The organism is Shinella sp. GW835-FHT14H05, from assembly GCF_058793575.1.
Map to the genome: position 1 here is coordinate 74358 of NZ_JBXAFY010000013.1, position 17948 is coordinate 92305.

Below are 17948 nucleotides of genomic sequence, written 5' to 3' on the forward strand. Positions count from 1 at the left end.
CGTCATCGCCCCTGGAAGACTGGAATGAAGCCGGCCGCGAAAATCTCAAGCAGCGAGGAAATGCCGAAATACATCAGCACGAGGCCGCCCAGGATGATGAAGGGCAGCGAGACGAAGTAGATCGGGATCTGCGGCGCCAGCTTGTTGACGAGGCCGATGGAGACGTTGAAGACCAGGCCGTAGAGGATGAAGGGGCTCGCGAGCCGCAGCATGATCATGAAGGTCTGGCTCAGCGTATCGGTGAGCGAAATCAGCGCGCTCTGCGGATTGAAGCCTTCGCCAAGCGGCATGACATTGTAGGATTCGATCAGCGCCCGCATGACGACATGGTGGAAATCCAGCATGAAGAGCACGAGCAGGCCGGCAAACGAGAGCAGGTTCGTCAGCTGGTTTTCGGCGGTGTCTTCCAGCACGTCCGGCGTCGGCGGCGCGTTGAAGCCCATCATCATGGTGAGCACCGTGCCCGCGAATTGCAGGCCGAGCACGTAATAGCGCGCGATCAGGCCGATGACGGCGCCGGTCAGCGTTTCGAAGACGATGAGCTTGAGATAGCCGTCGAGCGAACCGGAGGTGCGCGGATAGATGACGTCCCACATGATGGGCAGGACCGCCATGGAGATCGCCACTGCCAGGAACAGGCGAATCTGCATGGAGAGGCGCGCGGACGAGAAACCCGGCAGCAGCATGAAACACCCGCCGACACGGCAAAAGGCGGCGAACAGCGCCAGCACCGTGCCCTGCGGGTCCGTTATCATGAAATGGAGCCGAGAATCTTGATCTCGATGCCCTTGGCGAGCTCGACATGCGAGAGAACCGGCAATGTTGCGAACAGGCGCTCGATGATCATGCGCACATAAGTGCGCGATTCGGGCGATGTGACCAGTACGAAAGGCGTGCCGCGGTCCAAAAACTCGCGGATAACCCGGGTTGCCTGCTCGGAAAACTCTTCGAGCTGGCGCGGATCGATGTCGAACTCGACGATTTCGCCCTTGGTGTCGCGCTTCAAAGCCTGGTGGAAGACCATGTCCCACTTGTTGCCGAGACGCAGCACCGGCAGCACGCCGTTTTCGGCGAGGTCGCCGCAGATCTGCTGCGACATGCGGATGCGGACATGCTCGACGATCTGCTCGGTCTTGCGGACATGCGGGGCGAGTTCGGCGACCGCTTCGAGGATGAGGTGCAGGTTGCGGATCGAGACGCGCTCGGCAAGCAACAGCTTCAGGACGGCCTGGAGGCCGGAATAGGACATGTGCGACGAGCAGATTTCGTCGGCGAGCTTGCGGTATTCCGGATCGAGGCGCTCGATCAGCACCTTGACGTCCTTGTAGGACAGGAGCTGCGGCAGGTTGTTGCGGATGACTTCGGACAGGTGCGTAAGCACCACCGACACGTTATCGATCGGGTGGAAGCCTTCGCGGCGCAGGTCGTCGGCGAAGGTTTCGAGGATCGAGACCGCCGGCATGCCGAAGGCGGGTTCGCGGATATCGTCGCCCGGCACGCTCGGCTTGCGCCCGCCGCCGGTGACGACCAGCACTTCGCCGACGCGCACGATGTTGGACGCGATCGTCGTGCCGTGGATACGGATTTGGTAGGATTTGTCGGGGATCGAGATGTCGTCGGAAACCTTGATTTCCGGCACGACGAAGCCGTATTGCCCGGCGAATTTCTTGCGCATCTTGCCGACGCGGAAGGCGAGTTCCTGGTGCGCGCCGAGCAGGCGTGTCGAGACCTGCTTGCCGAGCAGAAGCTCGATTTCGGCGGTCTTCAGCACCGACTTGACCGAATCCTTCTCCTGGTCGCGCGTCTGTTGGACCTGTTTGGCCTCGTCGTCCCGGCGCGCCTTGTTCTCCGCTTCAATGCGGCGCGGGATCATCCACGCCCCGAAGGCCATGAGACCACCGAGCATCATGAACGGGAAGAAGGGCAGGCCTGGAATAACGGCGAGCATCATCATCAGGCCGGACGCGACGAAGAGCGCACGTGGATAGCCGGAAAGCTGGTTGACGACCGCCTGATCCGTCGAGCCTGCCGTGCCGCCGCGTGATACGATGAGACCCGCGGCGAGCGAGACGATGAGGGCCGGGATCTGCGAGACCAGACCGTCGCCGACCGAAAGCTTGACGAAGACATCGGCCGCTTCCGACAGTTCCATACCGTGGCGGAAATACCCGATGATGATGCCGCCGAAGACGTTGATGGCGGTGATGAGCAGGCCGGCGATCGCGTCGCCGCGCACGAATTTCGACGCACCGTCCATCGAGCCGAAGAAGGAGCTTTCCTCTTCCAGTTCGCGGCGACGCAGCTGCGCCTGTTTCTCGTCGATCAGGCCCGCCGAAAGGTCGGCGTCGATCGACATCTGCTTGCCGGGGATGGCGTCGAGGGTGAAACGCGCGCCGACTTCGGCGATACGCGTCGCGCCCTTGGTGATGACGATGAAGTTCACCACGATGAGGATCATGAAGACGATGAGACCGATGACGAAGTCGCCGGACATGACGAGGCTGGCAAAGCCAGCAATAACGCCACCCGCCGCATCGTGACCCTCGTTGCCGTGCGAAAGGATGACGCGGGTCGTGGCGATGTTGAGCGCCAGCCGGATCATCGTCGCGATCAGCAGAACGGTCGGGAAGGACGAGAAATCGAGCGGGCGCTGGATCCACAGCGCCACCATCAGGATCAGGACCGAGAAGGCGATGGAGAAAGCCAGCCCCATGTCGATCATGAAGGCCGGAATCGGCAGGAAGAGGATCGACAGGATCGTCAGGATGCCAACGGCGAACGCGATATCGCGGCCGTTTGGGCTCACCTTCGGAATGCTGATTGCCGGTACTTGCGCCATCGAAAGAGTTCCCGTCTCGTCATGAGAGGCGGCGGCGCGTCACACGCGTCGCCCATTTTCACCCCATGACCTACAGGCCGAAGCTTGCGCAAACCTCTCCTGTGTCATGGTCGGGCCTGACCCGACCATCCACGCAACGGCTGTGGATCCTCGGGTCAAGCCCGAGGATGACGTCCCGCAGGTGGGATACTCTTGCGACAGAAACCGGCTAGAAGCCGCTTTCTATTCGGGAAAAGACGATATTGGTAAAAATGGAGATCTGGGCGCCGATGAAGGGGGCCGAAATGGCGATCGTTACGAAGATCGCGAGGATTTTCGGCACGAAGGTGAGGGTCATTTCCTGCACCTGGGTCAATGCCTGGACAAAAGCGATGGCGACGCCGACGATCATGGCGGCAAGCACGGCCGGTCCGGAGGCCACGACGACCGTCCAGATGGCTGCCTGCGCTATGTCGAGGGCGTCTGCCTCATTCACGTTTCGGGTTCACTCGCCGGGGTTTCGCTGACCTTCACGCCGGGACCGATGACAAGGGTCTTGCCCGAATCAAGCGTCGCAACGATGCCGTCGTTGTATAGCGTGACTTCCTTGACGACGCCAGAAATCTTGCCGTCCTCGCTGGTGACGGTGCGGCCGATGACCGAGTTCGCTTCCTGCAGCGAGGTGCGTTGCAGCAGGCTTTCCAGGTTCTTGTTGGTCTTGATAGTCTGCTCGACCTGCGAGAAGGTCGCAAGCTGCGCCATCTGCTGGGTCGCGTCCATCGGCTCGGTCGGATCCTGGTTCTTCATCTGCGCCACGAGCAGCTTCAGGAAGCTTTCGTAGTTGATGGTCGCCGACTTCTCGTCCGTGCCGGATTCAGCGCCGGTAACGGTCGGAACATAAGGCTTGTCTGCCGCCGATGCGGCGCCGACGGGGGTTACCATGGTGCGATCTCCCTGCGGATCTGTTCGATGGTGGCCGGCGGGATCTCCTGATTGTTGAGGATGCGATCCTCGATCGGGTAGAGCGCGCGGATGGCTTTCAGCGCCTCGAAGACGCGGTCCTGGGTGACGAGGGCGTCGACGCGCTTGAGCTCGGCGAGCACTTCCTCGTTCTTGAAGCAGGAAAGCAGCATGATGACCGATTTGCGGAACATGGCGATCGACTGTTCGGCCCCTTCCGGATTGATCAGCGCCATCTGGGCGATGAAGTAGAGCTGGCGAAGCGGCGTAGTGGCCTGCTCGGGCTGAAGAACGTGGTTTTCCAGGAGGAAGGTGACATCGTTGAGGAATTCGATCGCGACCTTGCGGTCGACCCTCAAAACTGCGCCGTTGACGAAGATGCGCTCACCGGACTTAAGCGATATACGCAGTGTACTTTTCATTTGATGCCATCCTTGATGATGGTGGTGATGTCGATAATGCCCTGGAAATTGTTGGATTCGCGTTTGCGGATCTTTTCGACTTCCTTGAGTATCCAGATGGCGATCGAGATGAGGTTGGCCCGAAGCTCGTCTTCGAGCTGGTTTTCCGGATTTCCGAGATCTTCGATAAAGCGTATCCAGACGCGGCGGGTGAAGTAGATCGCCTCCACCGCTTCCCTGCCGTAGGTGCCGCCATCGGAGGCCATTGCCGCTGTCAGAAGCGCAATCGACCGGTCGAGGACCTGCCGCTCTCGATCTTTCGAGACGGCAACGCCTTCCTCCATGATCTCGGCATATGAAAACTGGTACATTCAGACATCCTTCATGTGTGTCCGTACCCTCTGGTTCATCAGAGGTAATTCAGCAGGCTCAGGTTCTGGATCCTCGACGTCAGCGTGTAAGCAAGCGAAAGCTGCGATTCGAGCGTGGTGACGCGCGTCGCCGCCTCGTAGGTATCGATGCCTTCCATATCCTTGATGCTGGTGCTCAGGATGGTGATCTGGGCATTGAGCGAGGTATTGGCCTGGGTCACGCGCGCCTCGGAAATGCCGAGCTTGGAGCGCTCGCCATCGATGCCGGAGATCGCGCGGCCCGTATAGTCGATCGCCGCGTCGCTGACCGTCTTGCGGGTCTGTTCGGAAACGCCGAGCGCCAGCAGCTCCTGACCGAGCACGAGGCCGAGCGCCATGTAGCGCATGCCCTCGACATTGGTGTTGGTCGAGCTCTGCACCGTTTCAGCCGTGCTAATACGGCTCTGCATGTTTTCGTCGGACGCATTCGACCAGTCCGTTTCCCAGCCCGGCCCCATGAAACTCGTTTCAAGGCTGTCGATGAAGTCCTGCATGTCGGTCGGCGTGATGCCGGCGACAGCGACTTCATTGGTCTGCGGGAAGCCGAAATGCGTGGCGAATGCGGCGTCGAACGCGGCCTTCGCGTCGGAAACCGGCGTTTCCTGCAAATAGTCCTTGAGCGGCGTCACGTCGGTGTTGATGCCGGCAAAGAGGAATTCACCGCTGAACGAGCTGTTGGCGGCGGCGGTGAAGGTCGACATCGCGTTGCCGATGTTCTCCTTCGCGAGCGCCAGCTGGTCGGCCGACGTGATGCCGGAAAGCGCGATGAACACTTCCAGCGCATCGTTTGCCGCCGTCGACATCTGGCCGAGCGCTTCCTGCGAGGCGGCAAGGCGCTGCGTCGTCAGCGCGTTGGTGCTCTTCAGCGATTCCATGCGCTGGAGGTCGCGGTGCAGGTTCAGCGTGCGCGCGGTCTTGGCGCCGAGCACGGCGCCGACATCGGCATGACGGCCGGTGACCGTCTCCTCCTGAAGCTGCAACATCTCCTTCTGCGCGCTGGCGACGGTAAGCCGCATCGCGTTCTGAAGGGACATGTTCGAAACGAAAGAAGTCTTCATAACTTACCCCGCCGCCTGTAGAAGCGCGGCAATCATCTCATCGACCGCCGCCACGAGTTTCGCCGACGCCTTGTAGGATTGCTCGAGGTCGAGAAGCAGGGCCAGTTCCTCGTCGAGGCTGACGGCCGTCACATTGAGAAGCGCTTCCTGGGTACGGCCGAGCAGCGCGGTCTTGTCGTCGCCTGCCGTCGTCGCCGCGCTGCGGATCTGTTCCAGCCAGCCAACCGAGCCGGTCGAGAAGGCGAGGATCGTGCCGGTCGTGTCGATCGCCGCATCCGGGTCGAAGGTCCTGGTCGTCTCGAAACCCGTCGCGTAACCGTTCAACAGCTCCGAGAAGCTGGCATCGTCATTCAGGTTGAAGGTCGCGTTGATGCCGTCGCGCAGCAGCATGGCATTGCCGCCCTGCGCAGTGATCACGTCCGGATTGACCTTGATGACCGCGCCGAGACCGGGCGAATTGACCGTCGGGATGCCGCTCCAGGTGAAGAGACCGTCGGTCGCCACGAAGGTGCCGGAGCCCGGCGGCGTCTCGACGCTCTCGGAGAACATCGAGATGAGGGCGACGGACATTTCATCGAGCTGGTTCTGGAAGGTCGGCGCGACGTTGTCACGGATCTGCAAGAGAGCTGCGATCGAGCCTTGTGCGCTGGTGTTGCCGCCGGCACCCGGCTGGATCGGCACGCCGTCCACATAGACCGGGAAGCCGTCGACGGCCGCGGTGTAGGTGGTCTGCGGCTCGAAGGTCACCGTGCGCGCCACCGTCTCGAACAGCACCGTGCCGTCGCTCGTGTAGAGCGCCAGGTCGTTGTTCGTGCGGTTGACGGCGGTGACGCCGACGATCGCGGAGATTTCGGTGAGCAGCTTGTCGCGCTGGTCGAGCGCATCGTTGACGTCGGTGCCCGACGCCGTGCCCTGCTTGACCTTGTCGTTCTGGGTCTTGAATTCGCTGAGCAGGCGGTTGAGTTCCTTCACCGCCCCGTCGATGTCCGCATCCGCTTCGGAGCGAAGCTTCTGCAGGGCGTGCGAGGTGCCGTTCAGGGAATTTGCGACATCGATCGCATCCGACACGACCGTCTCGGCGAGCGAGACTTCGTTCGGCTTGTCGGCGAAGGTCTGGAGATTGTCGCGCAGCTTCGCGAGATAGGTGGAGGGGGCGAGTTCATAGTCCTCGCCGCCCATCATCATCTTCATCTGCGTGAGACCGGACAGGAGCGTGTCCTGGCCGGCGGACTTGGAGATCGACAGCAGGTTCTGCTTCAGCAGTGCTTCGTTCTGCGCACGCTGCGTTTCGACCACCGTTGCACCGGAGGTCGCCGTAGCGAGGATCGCCGCGCGGCGTGCGTAGGCCGGGTTGCTTGCATTGGCAATGTTCTTCGACGCGACGGCCGATTGAAGGCCTACGTTGGAGAAGCTGGACTGAGCAGTCTTCATTGCTGCTGAAAGCGACATCGGTTCTACCTAACTCTCGAATGCACGCGCGGCGTCATGCCGGCTTATCTCTTGAGATTGACGAGGACTTCCATCAGTTCGGAACCGGTCTGGAAGACCTTCGAGTTGGCAGTGTAATTGCGCTGCGACTCGATCATGCTGGTCAGTTCTTCGGCGATGTCGACGTTGGAGTCTTCCAGCGCGCCGGAGATGATGGTGCCATAGCCGCCGTTGCCGGCATAACCCATGACAACCACACCGGAATCGCTGCTCTGCGCGTAGACGTTGCCCGGCAGAGGCTTGAGGTTGTCCGGGCTCTGCACGTTCGCCATGGCGATACGGTATTTCGGGGCGAGGTCGCCGTTCTCGTATTTGAGATAGACGATGCCGTCGTCGCTGATTTCATAGCCGGCAACGCCGCTCGGGCCGATGCCGTCGATGTCGCCCTTGGCTGCGAAGTCGGCCGCAAGCTGCGTGCTGCCGCCGCTGGTGCCGCCGATCGAGATTTCCAGCGGGTTGAGCACGCCGCCGCCGATGGTCGTCGGGCCGGCCAGCGTGATGTCCGTCGGCGAGACGAGCTTGCCGTCCGTGTCGAAGGTCAGGGTCGTCGCGGCAAGAAGCGGCGTGACCGTACCGGAAACCGGGTCCGTATAGTTGACTTCCAGCGACCACTCGTTCGGGGTGCCCGTCGTCGAATATTTGAAGTCGAGCTTGCGGGTGTTGCCGAGGCTGTCATAGGCGACCAGCGAGGTCGTCTTGGAGAACGGGTCTTCGGCATTCGATGGCAGGTTGACGTGCAGGTAGCCGCTTTCGGAGGCCTTCACGTTCAGTTCGCCGGCTGCAAGGTTGATCTCTTCGAGGCCCGCGAAACCGTTGATGACGATCGTCGGGTCTTCGGTCGAGGAATAGGGATAACCCATCAGCTTGAAGCCGGACGAGTTCTGCAGCGAGCCGTCGCTCATCGGCGTGAAGGCGCCGGCGCGGGTCATGTATTCGACGCCGTCGGAGCCCTGGACGATGAAGAAGCCCTTGCCGTTGATGGCGAGGTCCGTCGCAGAGGTGGTGTAGGTGAAGGTGCCCTGCGAGGAGATGGAGTAGCGCACATCCGTGTTGACGCCGCCGGAATTGTAGGCGCCGCCGGTGGTGGGCAGGATAAGGGAGGAGAACTGGGTCGAGGCCTTCTTGTAGCCCGTCGTATTCGCATTTGCGATGTTGTCGGCCACCGTGCTCAGGCGGTTCGCCTGTGCATTCATGCCGGAAACACCCGTTCTCATCGTACCGTAGAGGCTCATGTCATTTCCCCGTTCGTCTCGTCACTACGACCCTATGAAACGGGCCTTGCGTGAAGCTGGCTGCCAGGGTCCGCCTTCCCTGCCAGCCAACAATCTCTTTTCAGCCCTGCCAATCGATGCAGTAGCCAAGGAAGCGCTTGGAATCGATCGGGTCGAAACCGAGCTTCTTGCGCAGCTTCTTGCGCAGTTTGCTGATGTGGCTTTCGACGACATTCTCTTCGACGTCCTCGTCGAAGATGCCGTAGATCGCGTTGAAGATCTGGGTCTTGGAAAGCCGGCGGCCGCGGTTGGCGACCAAATATTCCAGGATGCGGCGCTCGCGGCGCGGCAGCGGGAAGACTTCGTCGTTGATTTCCGGGTCGCGACCATCGGAAAACACACGGATCGGGCCAATTTCGGTGAAGTTGGTCAGCGCCTTCAGGCGCCGCCGGATGGCCGCCGCACGGGCCAGGATTTCCCGGGGATGCACCGGCTTGCGCACGACGTCATCGACGCCGCTGTCGAACAGCGCAAGCGTGTTTTCCAGGGAGGGTGTGTCGCTGACCGCGATCACAGGGGCCTGGGAGCGGTCCCGGATGGCGCGCGGCAGTTCCATGCCGAGCTGGCCCTGGCCAATCAGGAAGGCCTCGACCGCATCGATGTCCGAATCGGCAGCGGTGTTGACCCACTCGCCGAATTCACGGGGATCGAACCCCGTCGAGGGCACGCCCTCGCGTCCAAATAGAGAAGTATAACCATCTTTCACGAGCTCTCGCTCATCAACCACTACGATCATTCGTCCGCCTCCGAATCAGTGTGGTGCCACGTTGAGGCAGTGGTACGAATCGGGCGAATCACCGGCAATTAGAGAAAGTGACTGAGTGGAATTAACAGTTGATTAAGATTTGCGTGCCGATTTGATCTACATATAGTAGGTCGCCTCGACTTTCGCCACAACTATGTAGTGGAAAAGTTAACAAAGGTTAACGACGCGCCTTGTCATCCCAATTCAGGGCGCATTCCTGCCACATTACGGCACAGGTCGTTCGGGGTGTGAAATTTCAACTTTTAGTCGAATTATTGGCAGAACTGTTTCGCGTTCGCCGTCCAGCTTCCGTAGCCCGTCGCGACCAGATTTGCGATCACCCGGCAGACATAACGCTTCTGCGCGGGGTCGTTGTTCGGCCCCGCATGATAGCGCGCGACGGCCATCGTCCAGGTCTCATGCCTGGCGTGAAGCCGCGAAAGAAACGCCGCCGCATACTCGACGTTCTTGCGCGGGTCAAACATTTCCGCCGTCGAGGCAAACTGGTCGCGGTGGAAGTGGTGGTTGATCTGCATGCAGCCGAGATCGATCAGCTTCGCGCCGCTGGCGCGTGCCTTCTCGAAGGCCTGCAAGGCATCCTGCCGGTCGCGGCCGAAAAAGGCCTTGCCCTCGATGTTCATGGCATAGGGCTGCAACGATCCCTTCCGGCCGGTCTCGGTGAGACCGACGGAATAGAGGATGCCGGCGGGTATGTCATATTTCGCAGCCGCGGCGAGGATCTCCCGCTCGCAGGCCCCGACGGAGGCGTTCGCGTCAGAGATAGACGCCGCCAGTGCGCTGAGGCTGACCGCCAGCGAGGCCAGGAGCGTTTTCCGACGTGTTGCCTTCATGGGACATTCCCTCGCGTGCAAAATTGCGTGCCTGCTGCTCTCCGCCGCCCTGGCGGCCATTGCCGCCTTCACGCGCCTGCGGATTGGAGAACTGCTGCTGTTGCTGCTGGTTCTGGCTGTCGCCCTGCTGGGCGTTGGCGCTCTTGTCGGCCGGCGAAAGCTGCACGGTGACCTGATCGACGGCAAAGCCCTGGCCGCGCAGCGCGCGTACGATGGCGTCTTGGTCGTCGGTGAGCTGGCGATAGGCTTCGCCCGTCTCCACCTGCAACGAGACGACGAGCGCGTCGCCATGCAGGCGCAGCGTGGCGGTGACCAGGCCGAGCTCGATCGGGTGCATCTGGATCTTCAGCGTGTTGACGACCTTGCCGGTCGCAGCCGCTTCGGAATGGCTGAGCCCGCCGGTGGCGCTGAGCGAGGCCGCCCATTGCGGGTCTTGGGTGATCGCAGACGTCACGGCGCCCGCATTGCCGGTCTGCGCGAGGCCGATGTAGCGGCGCGCATCGACCACGGTCACCGTCTCGCCCTTCACGCCGGTCGGGTTGGCGTCGCGGAAGGTGGCGCGCTCGCCGGCGTCGGAAAGTTTCATGTCGAGATCGCGCCCCTTGCCGTCGGCGCGGATCAGGCGGAAGAGCTGGTCGGTATCGGACTGCGGCACCTCGCCGGCATCCGCACCATCGACCGCCGCCGTCGCATCGGCCTTCACCACCGTGGCATCGGCGCGGGCGTCAGCCTTGGCCTGGCCCTTGCCGCCGGTCTGCGTCTTGACGTCCTGTACGGCGCCCGCAATTCCGGCCTGCGCCGCCGCGCCGTTGGTCGCGGCATGGGATACGGCGTTCGGAGCGGCCAGCATCTCCAGGAGATTGCCGACATCCGTGTTCGCCGGTGCCGCCTCTGCCGTGTCGGTCGCCGCCTCGGCGTCGTCCGCGGCCGGCTCGTCGGTTTTGCGTGCAGCGACCTTGTCGGTGTTGCGCCCATCGCCTTGCGTCTTGCGACCGTGGCGGCCGGCGGCTTCCAGTAATGCTGCCGCCTTTTCCTCGAAGGGCACCGCGTCCTCTTCAGGCACGTCCGCCCCGGCCTTGTTGCGCAAGGCTTCGTTGAGCGCCGCGCCGTCGCGGCGACCGAGCTTGACGCGCGTCTCGTCGGTCTTCTCGCCTTCCGGTTCACCCGCGCCGATCGAGAGCGACAGGCGCGCGCCCTTTCGGCCAGCCTCGCCCTCTCGTCCGGAGATGCTCGCAACGGCACTGGCGAAACCGCCCTCTTCCGAAGCGCCGGCGGAAAGGCCGTGAGCGGCCTTGCCCTTGGTTGGCGCATGCCCCTGCACGACGCCCAAAACCCCGCTACCGATGGTGCTCAACTGCCTTCTCCTTTCAAGAGCGCGTCGATTTCGTCGAGCTTGGACCGGCCGCCCGATACGAATGTATCGAAGGCCGGATCGATGCCCGCCGTTTCGCCCTGCTCTTTCGTTTCCTCTTTCGGCTCAATGGCCGATGCGACCGGCGTTTCTTCGCCGCCGGCGCGCGGGTCCATTGCCCGGTCCGCCATTTCCGCTTCGCTCAGCCCCTCGTAGGAGGCGTCCTCCACATCGGCAGCCGGCACGGTGGCCTTCGCCTCCGTCGCCACCGTCTCCGGCACGCGCAGCACTTCCTCTGCCACCGCGCGGGCAGCCGCCTTCAGGGCGCGGTCCTTGGCCGAAAGCTTGTCGTCGGGAATGGCGATAATCGATTCCATCGCCTGCGCCACGTCGCCTGACGGCACCGAGGCAAGGCCCGAATAGAGATCCGCCAGGACCTTCGGCACGCTTTCGCCGTCGCCCGACAGCGCCTGCGCGCGTTCGGCGGCAAGGGAAGCAAGCTTGTTCTTGCCCGAGATCGCGGCGAGCCGCGCCATGCGCAGATAGACCTCGCGCTGGCGGGGCACGTCCATGAAGGAGAGGATTTCAAGGATATCGTCTTCCTTGATGGCCTCGAAATGGTCGACCGCCAGCTTCACGAAAAGATCGGCGAACTGGCTGGCATAGGGCGAGCGCAGGTAGCGGCGCGCATAGCGGTTGGCATAGGCCATGCTCTTGTCGATCCACCCCGCTTCGCTGGCGATATAGATCGAGCGGCGCAGGGCCGCCTCCTCGACGATCGTGCCGGGCGCGACAAGGCGTCCCCAGTCGAAATAGGTCAGCGCCAGCGCCGGGTCCTTGCGCATGACGGAATTGGCCGAGACGAGCGCCAGATAGGCGCCGACGCGCGAGCGCTTGTATTCCGGGAAGATTTCCGCCAGCGACTTGACGCTCTGCGTGCCGCGGCCGCTGAGATAGCTGCGCAGCGCATCCGTGAGGCGGGAATCGAAGTGCCCGTCCACATCCTTGGTGATCAGGAATTCCAGCGTCTCGGGGTTGCCACCGCTCATCGCGTAGACGAGGGCCGCATCGACATTGCGCGGATCATCGAAGATCGACGAATCCGCCGTGCGCAGCCGCTCGTCGATGGTGCTCAGCAGGAAGCGCTGCATTTCCATCGCCGAATGATCGCCGAGCGCCACCGTGTCCTGCACATATTGCAGTGACCGGATCATCTTGTAGGGCGCGAGGTCGTCAAGATTTTCGGCGCGCGCGGAGGCGGCACCGCAAACCGCAGTGCAGAGGACCGTACCCGTCAGGAGGAGGCGCCGCAACAAGCCCATGGCGTCAGGTGCCCTCGGCCTGGATGAGGATTTCGATGCGACGGTTGGCGTCGGCCATCGGGTCGTCCGGCACCTTCAGGCGACGATCGGCAAAGCCGGTCACCTGGCTCACGCGCTTCTCCTCCAGCCCGCCGCGCACCAGCATGTAATAAGCGCTCTCGGCGCGCTCCATGGACAGGCGCCAGTTGTCGTTCTTGCCGCCGGCGAAGGGGCGGGCATCTGTATGGCCACGGATGGCGATCGCGCCGGGCCGGGCTTCGAGGATCTTGCCGATCTTTTCCATGGCCAGCACCATCTCGCGCTTTGGCAGCGCCGAGCCGATGTTGAACATGGGCGTGTCGAGCTGGTCGGTGAGGCTGACGAGCAGGCCGCCCTCGGCCGGCGTCACGGTCAGACCTTCCGCCAACTTGCCGAGCGTGCCGATCTGTTCGGTGATCTGCTTCTTCAACTCGTCGGCCTTCTTTTCCTCGGCGGACTTGGCCTCGTCTTCCTTGGCCTTGGTTTCCTCGGCGATGGCCTTTTCGGCTTCGGCCTTCGCAGCGGCAGCCTTTTCGGCCTCTTCCTTTTCGAGCGCTTCCTTCACCGTGTCGTCGCTGGCCGCAGCCATCTGCGGGGCGGTCTTGCCTTCGCTGCCGGCATCGGTCGCCTGCGAGACCTCGACCTGCTGCGTCCAGAAATCGGGATCGAACGGGTCGCGATAGGCTTCGCCGCCATTTGCGCCGGTGGCGGGACCGGAGGTCGCCGCACCGCCTTCGCCCTTGGCGCTGACATTGGCCTGCTGGCCGACTTCCTGCGCGATCTCGGAGAGCACGGAATAGGGGTTCTCGAAGAAATTGGCCTCGGAATATTGCGATTCCTCGCCGGCCGTCGTCTTCTCGTCCTTGCCGCTTTCAGCACCGTTGCCGCTTGCCTGCTGCTGGCCCTGCTCCTTGGACTTGTCCTGGGTGGCTTCGCCCTCAGCGCTGTTGGCCGGCTTCTTCACCGATTTGTCGGCCGGCTTGTCGTCGGTCAGCTTGATCGGGTTGAAATAGGACGCGACCGAGGCCTGCGTCTTCTCGTTTGCGGCATTGACGAGCCACATGACGAGGAAGAACGCCATCATCGCGGTCATGAAGTCGGCATAGGCGATCTTCCAGGCGGCCGAATGGTGGTCGCCTTCATGATCGCCATGACGTTTGACGATGATGATCTCGTTCTTGCCGTGGTGGTGATTTTCGCCTTCGCTCATGCAAGCACCTTGCGTACGGTATCAGCCCAAGCCGCCATCCGCGTTACGAGGACGGTTTCGCCGAACTCCACCGTCAGATCGACATCCTGCATCTCGACATGCCGGAAGACCGGCGCGGGCTCGTCGAAATGCGATTGCAATTGTTCGAAGAGGTTGAACGGCCCCTTCACCGTGATCGCCATGCCCTCGTCGGCCTTGAGGCCCTCGGCGATCATGCGGGCGAGGTCGGCGACGGCACCCGTCGTCAGGATCTCGCTCATGACCGGCGCCAGAACCTCGGCCGTCTGGGCGGCAACGCGATCGGCAACTTCGCCGGTCAGCGTGGAAAACCGCTCGGCCAGCGCCCTGGCATAGTCCAGCTCGTAGCGCATCTTCAGCGCGTCGAGTTCGGCCTCGTGCTCCGCCTTCAAGGCGGCGATATCCGCCTCGTGTTTGGCGACAAGCTCCGCCTCGGCTTCCGCCCGGCCTTCCGCAAAAGCTTCGGCGCGTTCGGCGGCAAGGTCGACCGGCGGTTCCGGCGGCGGCATAACGAATGCCGGAGCGGCAGCGCCACCCTCGGCCTCACCCATGGAAGGCGACGAAAAGGCGGGCGTCCTGGCGCGCGGCGGTGCTCCAAAATCCTTGAGGTAACGGGCGAGTTGCACACTCATGCCGCGCCCTCCCGCCCTGCCGCGTGCCGGACGAACGAAAAGAGGACCCGACGGGAACCCCGTGGGCCGTTTCGACGCTCGCTCTCGAAAACACTGGAACCTGACACCACCGCTGACCTGTCTCCTCGGACAACAAGCACCTTTCGGGTCGCGAAAGGCGCACAATCTTCCTGATCGTGCCATTGAGCCTAGGGGTTCAAACTTGTGCGAGGATGAAGATGAAAGGGTGTTGGGCCGCGCCAGGGCAAATAGCGCGGCCCAACCGCCCGCCTCGGCCGATGACCAGCGGCCGGGCGGATGAGAAAACCTGCCAGCTCTTACTGACGGAAGAGCTGGAGGATGTTTTCGGCACTCGAATTGGCGATGGACAGCGACTGGATGCCGAGCTGCTGCTGGGTCTGCAGCGCCTTGAGGCGGGTCGATTCCTCGTTCATGTCGGCATCGACGAGACGGCCGATACCCTTGTCGATCACATCGTTGAGGCTGGCGACGAAGCTCTCCTGCATGCCGATGCGCTTGGTAATGGCGCCGAGCGTGGAGGCGGAGTTCGTCAGGTCCTTGATGATGCTGTCGACGACGCTGATCATATCATCGAGCTGTTCGTAGGTGGTCGTGTCCGGATCGTTCGGATCGTCCTTGATCGAGATCGGCGTATCCGTGGGGGACGCGCCACCCATGTCGATCAGGTAGTAGAAGCGCGATGGGCCTGCCCCGTCGTCGGTCAGTTCGCTGGCGTCGATCGACTTGGTGAGGAAGCCGCGCTCGGGGTCCTCGATGTCGACCAGCACGGAGGTCTCCGTGTCGAAGTCGAGTGTGGTGACCTTCACGTTGCCGCCGGCGGTGCGCACGAAGGAGGCCACGACGGATTTGATGCCGAGCGGATCGTCGCCGGTATTATAGAGCCAGTTCTCGCCGGAGAAGGACGCCGACTGGGCGGCGGAGACGAGCTGGTTCTTCAGTTCTGTGATTTCGTCGTTGATCTTGTTCTTGTCGACGCCCGGCTCGCGCGCGGCCACCAGCTTCGCCTTGATCTCGCTCATCACCTCGATGACGTTTTCAAGCGAGGTATAGGCGGTGTCGACCTTGGCGGCGCCGAGGCCGAGTGCGTCGGCGACGGTCGAAAGCGCGCGGTTGTCGGAGCGCATCGTAGTGGCGATCGACCAGTAGGCGGCGTTGTCGGCGGCGGTCTCGACGCGCAGGCCCGACGAAACGCGTGCCTGGGTCGTCTCGAGACCCGTATCGATGGAACGGAGGGTTTGCAGCGCCGCCATGGCGGCGGAGTTGGTCAATATGCTGGTCATTGGCATTTGCCCTGATAAAGGATTGTCGGGGACATGCCGGAGTGGGCGGGGACCGGTAACGACGAAGGGGCTTCATGCATCCGGCGCCGCTGTTTTGCCCTGGGCGCCAGTTCATCGTTCTTAATGAAGAGTTAACGGCGAATGGTTAACAAATGGTTAACGCCGTTAAGACTTCATAAAGGAAGGTGAAAAAAGCGTAAGTGGGCGATGGCTATTTCTAGCCAGGATACGACGCCACTCAACCATAAGACGCAGAGGAAGAAGGCAGCCTTCGCCCCAGTATGGTACGGCCCTGTACCGATCCGGCAAAATTTGCACCGTTTTCAGGCGCTCCGCGCTTGTATTGCGTGGAACTGTTGCAACCTGTTAACGCATTGTTAGAACTTCCTGCTTAGAACTTTCCCTAGTTGCGAGAGTTCTACCCATTATCGGTACTTGCAACAACTGGCGTGGGGATCGGAGCCGCCATTAGGCTCCGGAAGCATGATGCCCTTCCGATACGCTGGCTCGTTCGAGTCATGTTCCATGAAAACAAAGTTATCGTCCGACAGGACACCCGAATTGCGAAGTCAATGGCGGGTCCGCGGACGTCCAACGCTGCAGCAAGCGCAGGACGTGCTGAGCGTGCCTTAAGGGATCGTGCCGATCCTTTCCAGGCCGTTCGCAGGGCAATGACGTTTGTGGACAGCCAACCATCAAGGGCGCGCGTTCATGACTTCAATCGTTACAAATCTTACCGTCACCCAGATCCGAAACCTTTCCTCCGCGGCAATCCAGCTCCTCAACTCCGAAGACGTACAGGCGTTGAACAGCACGCAGATCGCGGCACTCAGCTCCTCGCAGGTCAACGCATTTTCGAGCGACAGCCTTCTGGCCTTCAATTCGGACCAGATCGGCGCGATCGCCGTCAGCGCACTCGCAGGCCTCAGCGCATCGCAGCTCGCAGCACTCGAATCCGGCCATATCAGCGGCCTCAACTCCAAGCAGATCAGCGCACTCAGCAGCGCCCAGGTCGACAGCTTCACGACCGACCAGATCGACGTGCTGAGCAGCGCGCAGATCGCCGCTCTCGGCTATGACGCCTTCACCACCATCAACTCGGACGAGCTTGCAACCTTCACCACCGACGAAATTGCCGCCATCAGCGTCAAGGCTCTCGCAGGCCTGACGACCGACGCGCTGGCCGGCCTCGACACCGACAAGATCACCGCGCTGAACAGCAAGCAGATCGCCGCTCTCAGCAGCGACCAGCTCGCAGCCCTCTCCTCCGACCAGGTTGCAGCGCTCACCACCGATCAGGTTGTCGCCCTGACGGCAAAGCAGCTCTCCGGCCTCACCACCGACACCGTCGCAGCACTCAGCACCGACCAGGTGGCCGTCCTCGGCAGCAAGCAGATCGTCGCCTTCTCCAGCGCCCAGGTCGAAGCCCTGACGTCGGAACAGATCGAAGCCCTGAACAGCTCGCAGATCGCAGCCCTCGGCTCGGCAGCACTTGCCACGATCAGCTCGGACGAACTGGCAACCTTTACCACCGACGAACTGGCCGCCATCAGCGTCAAGGCTCTGTCGGGTCTCTCCTCCGCCGCTCTCGCCGGCATCACCACCGACAACATCACTGCCCTGAACAGCAAGCAGATCGCCGCTCTCTCCACGAGCCAGATCTCGGGCCTCTCGTCCGACCAGGTTGCTGCTCTCAGCACCGACCAGGTCGTCGCCCTGACGGCAAAGCAGCTCGCTGGCCTCTCCACCGACACGGTCGCCGCTCTCAGCACCGACCAGGTGGCCGTTCTCGGCAGCAAGCAGATCGTCGCCTTCTCCAGCGCCCAGATGGCCGCCCTCACCTCCGAACAGGTCGAAGCTCTCACCAGCACGCAGATCTCGGTTCTCAGCTCGTCGGCACTCTCCACCATCAGCTCGGACGAACTGGCTACCTTCACCACGGATGAACTGGCCGCCATCAGCGTCAAGGCTCTGTCAGGTCTCTCCTCCGATGCCCTCGCCGGCATCTCGACCGACGACATCACTGCCCTGAACAGCAAGCAGATCGCCGCTCTCTCCACGAGCCAGATCTCGGGCCTCTCGTCCGACCAGGTT

Annotated in this window: 16 protein-coding genes and 1 pseudogene; 1 reads left to right on the forward strand and 16 read right to left on the reverse strand. The window is 62.3% G+C overall.

The window, feature by feature from the left end; all coding sequences use genetic code 11:
• Positions 1 to 2: 2 nt before the first annotated feature.
• From fliR to AC1Q6Z_RS27885, 16 genes are all read right to left on the reverse strand, one after another.
• Positions 3 to 755 carry a flagellar biosynthetic protein FliR gene (gene fliR, locus AC1Q6Z_RS27810; RefSeq protein WP_256120715.1) on the reverse strand — a complete coding sequence of 251 codons (753 nt, stop codon included), beginning with the start codon at positions 753 to 755 and terminating at the stop codon, positions 3 to 5.
• The gene (gene flhA / locus AC1Q6Z_RS27815; protein WP_256120716.1) at positions 752 to 2839 is read right to left on the reverse strand and encodes a flagellar biosynthesis protein FlhA; all 2088 of its coding nucleotides are present in this window, start codon (positions 2837 to 2839) and stop codon (positions 752 to 754) included. Before flhA ends, fliR begins: the two co-directional genes overlap by 4 nt.
• Before the next feature lie 208 nt (positions 2840 to 3047).
• Entirely contained in the window at positions 3048 to 3314 is a 267-nt protein-coding gene (gene fliQ, locus AC1Q6Z_RS27820; protein WP_244767554.1) for a flagellar biosynthesis protein FliQ, read from the reverse strand.
• On the reverse strand, positions 3311 to 3760 hold the full coding sequence (flgD, locus tag AC1Q6Z_RS27825) for a flagellar hook assembly protein FlgD (RefSeq protein WP_492649938.1): 450 nt from the start codon (positions 3758 to 3760) through the stop codon (positions 3311 to 3313). The genes fliQ and flgD overlap by 4 nt, the downstream gene beginning before the upstream one ends.
• Positions 3754 to 4200 carry a flagellar biosynthesis repressor FlbT gene (gene flbT, locus AC1Q6Z_RS27830; protein ID WP_256120719.1) on the reverse strand — a complete coding sequence of 149 codons (447 nt, stop codon included), beginning with the start codon at positions 4198 to 4200 and terminating at the stop codon, positions 3754 to 3756. Before flbT ends, flgD begins: the two co-directional genes overlap by 7 nt.
• Positions 4197 to 4550: a flagellar biosynthesis regulator FlaF gene (flaF, locus tag AC1Q6Z_RS27835; protein WP_256120720.1), complete on the reverse strand. Its 354-nt coding sequence runs from the start codon at positions 4548 to 4550 to the stop codon at positions 4197 to 4199. The genes flbT and flaF overlap by 4 nt, the downstream gene beginning before the upstream one ends.
• Before the next feature lie 38 nt (positions 4551 to 4588).
• Entirely contained in the window at positions 4589 to 5647 is a 1059-nt protein-coding gene (locus AC1Q6Z_RS27840; RefSeq protein ID WP_492649939.1) for a flagellar hook-associated family protein, read from the reverse strand.
• Between the two features lie 3 nt (positions 5648 to 5650).
• Complete coding sequence (gene flgK / locus AC1Q6Z_RS27845; protein WP_256120722.1) at positions 5651 to 7096, reverse strand: flagellar hook-associated protein FlgK; 1446 nt, start codon at positions 7094 to 7096, stop codon at positions 5651 to 5653.
• 44 nt (positions 7097 to 7140) lie between these two features.
• The gene (locus AC1Q6Z_RS27850) at positions 7141 to 8367 is read right to left on the reverse strand and encodes a flagellar hook protein FlgE (RefSeq protein WP_256120723.1); all 1227 of its coding nucleotides are present in this window, start codon (positions 8365 to 8367) and stop codon (positions 7141 to 7143) included.
• A 100-nt stretch (positions 8368 to 8467) separates the two neighbouring features.
• Positions 8468 to 9142, reverse strand: coding sequence for a transcriptional activator Rem (rem, locus tag AC1Q6Z_RS27855; protein WP_256120724.1), 675 nt, complete (start codon positions 9140 to 9142; stop codon positions 8468 to 8470).
• A gap of 281 nt (positions 9143 to 9423) precedes the next feature.
• Entirely contained in the window at positions 9424 to 10002 is a 579-nt protein-coding gene (locus tag AC1Q6Z_RS27860) for a transglycosylase SLT domain-containing protein (RefSeq protein WP_256120725.1), read from the reverse strand.
• Positions 9926 to 11356, reverse strand: coding sequence for a flagellar hook-length control protein FliK (gene fliK / locus AC1Q6Z_RS27865; protein WP_492649940.1), 1431 nt, complete (start codon positions 11354 to 11356; stop codon positions 9926 to 9928). The genes AC1Q6Z_RS27860 and fliK overlap by 77 nt, the downstream gene beginning before the upstream one ends.
• Positions 11353 to 12669, reverse strand: a complete 1317-nt coding sequence (gene motC, locus AC1Q6Z_RS27870; RefSeq protein WP_492649956.1) for a chemotaxis protein MotC — start codon at positions 12667 to 12669, stop codon at positions 11353 to 11355. Before motC ends, fliK begins: the two co-directional genes overlap by 4 nt.
• Before the next feature lie 10 nt (positions 12670 to 12679).
• Positions 12680 to 13903 (reverse strand): MotB family protein, encoded by a 1224-nt coding sequence (locus AC1Q6Z_RS27875; RefSeq protein WP_492649941.1) that lies wholly within the window; start codon positions 13901 to 13903, stop codon positions 12680 to 12682.
• Positions 13900 to 14553, reverse strand: coding sequence for a hypothetical protein (locus tag AC1Q6Z_RS27880; protein WP_435267559.1), 654 nt, complete (start codon positions 14551 to 14553; stop codon positions 13900 to 13902). Before AC1Q6Z_RS27880 ends, AC1Q6Z_RS27875 begins: the two co-directional genes overlap by 4 nt.
• A gap of 317 nt (positions 14554 to 14870) precedes the next feature.
• Entirely contained in the window at positions 14871 to 15854 is a 984-nt protein-coding gene (locus AC1Q6Z_RS27885) for a flagellin N-terminal helical domain-containing protein (protein WP_435267558.1), read from the reverse strand.
• A 711-nt stretch (positions 15855 to 16565) separates the two neighbouring features.
• Between AC1Q6Z_RS27885 and AC1Q6Z_RS27890 the strand changes: the two are divergent.
• Positions 16566 to 17948, forward strand: a pseudogene (locus AC1Q6Z_RS27890) (beta strand repeat-containing protein); the annotation flags it as partial.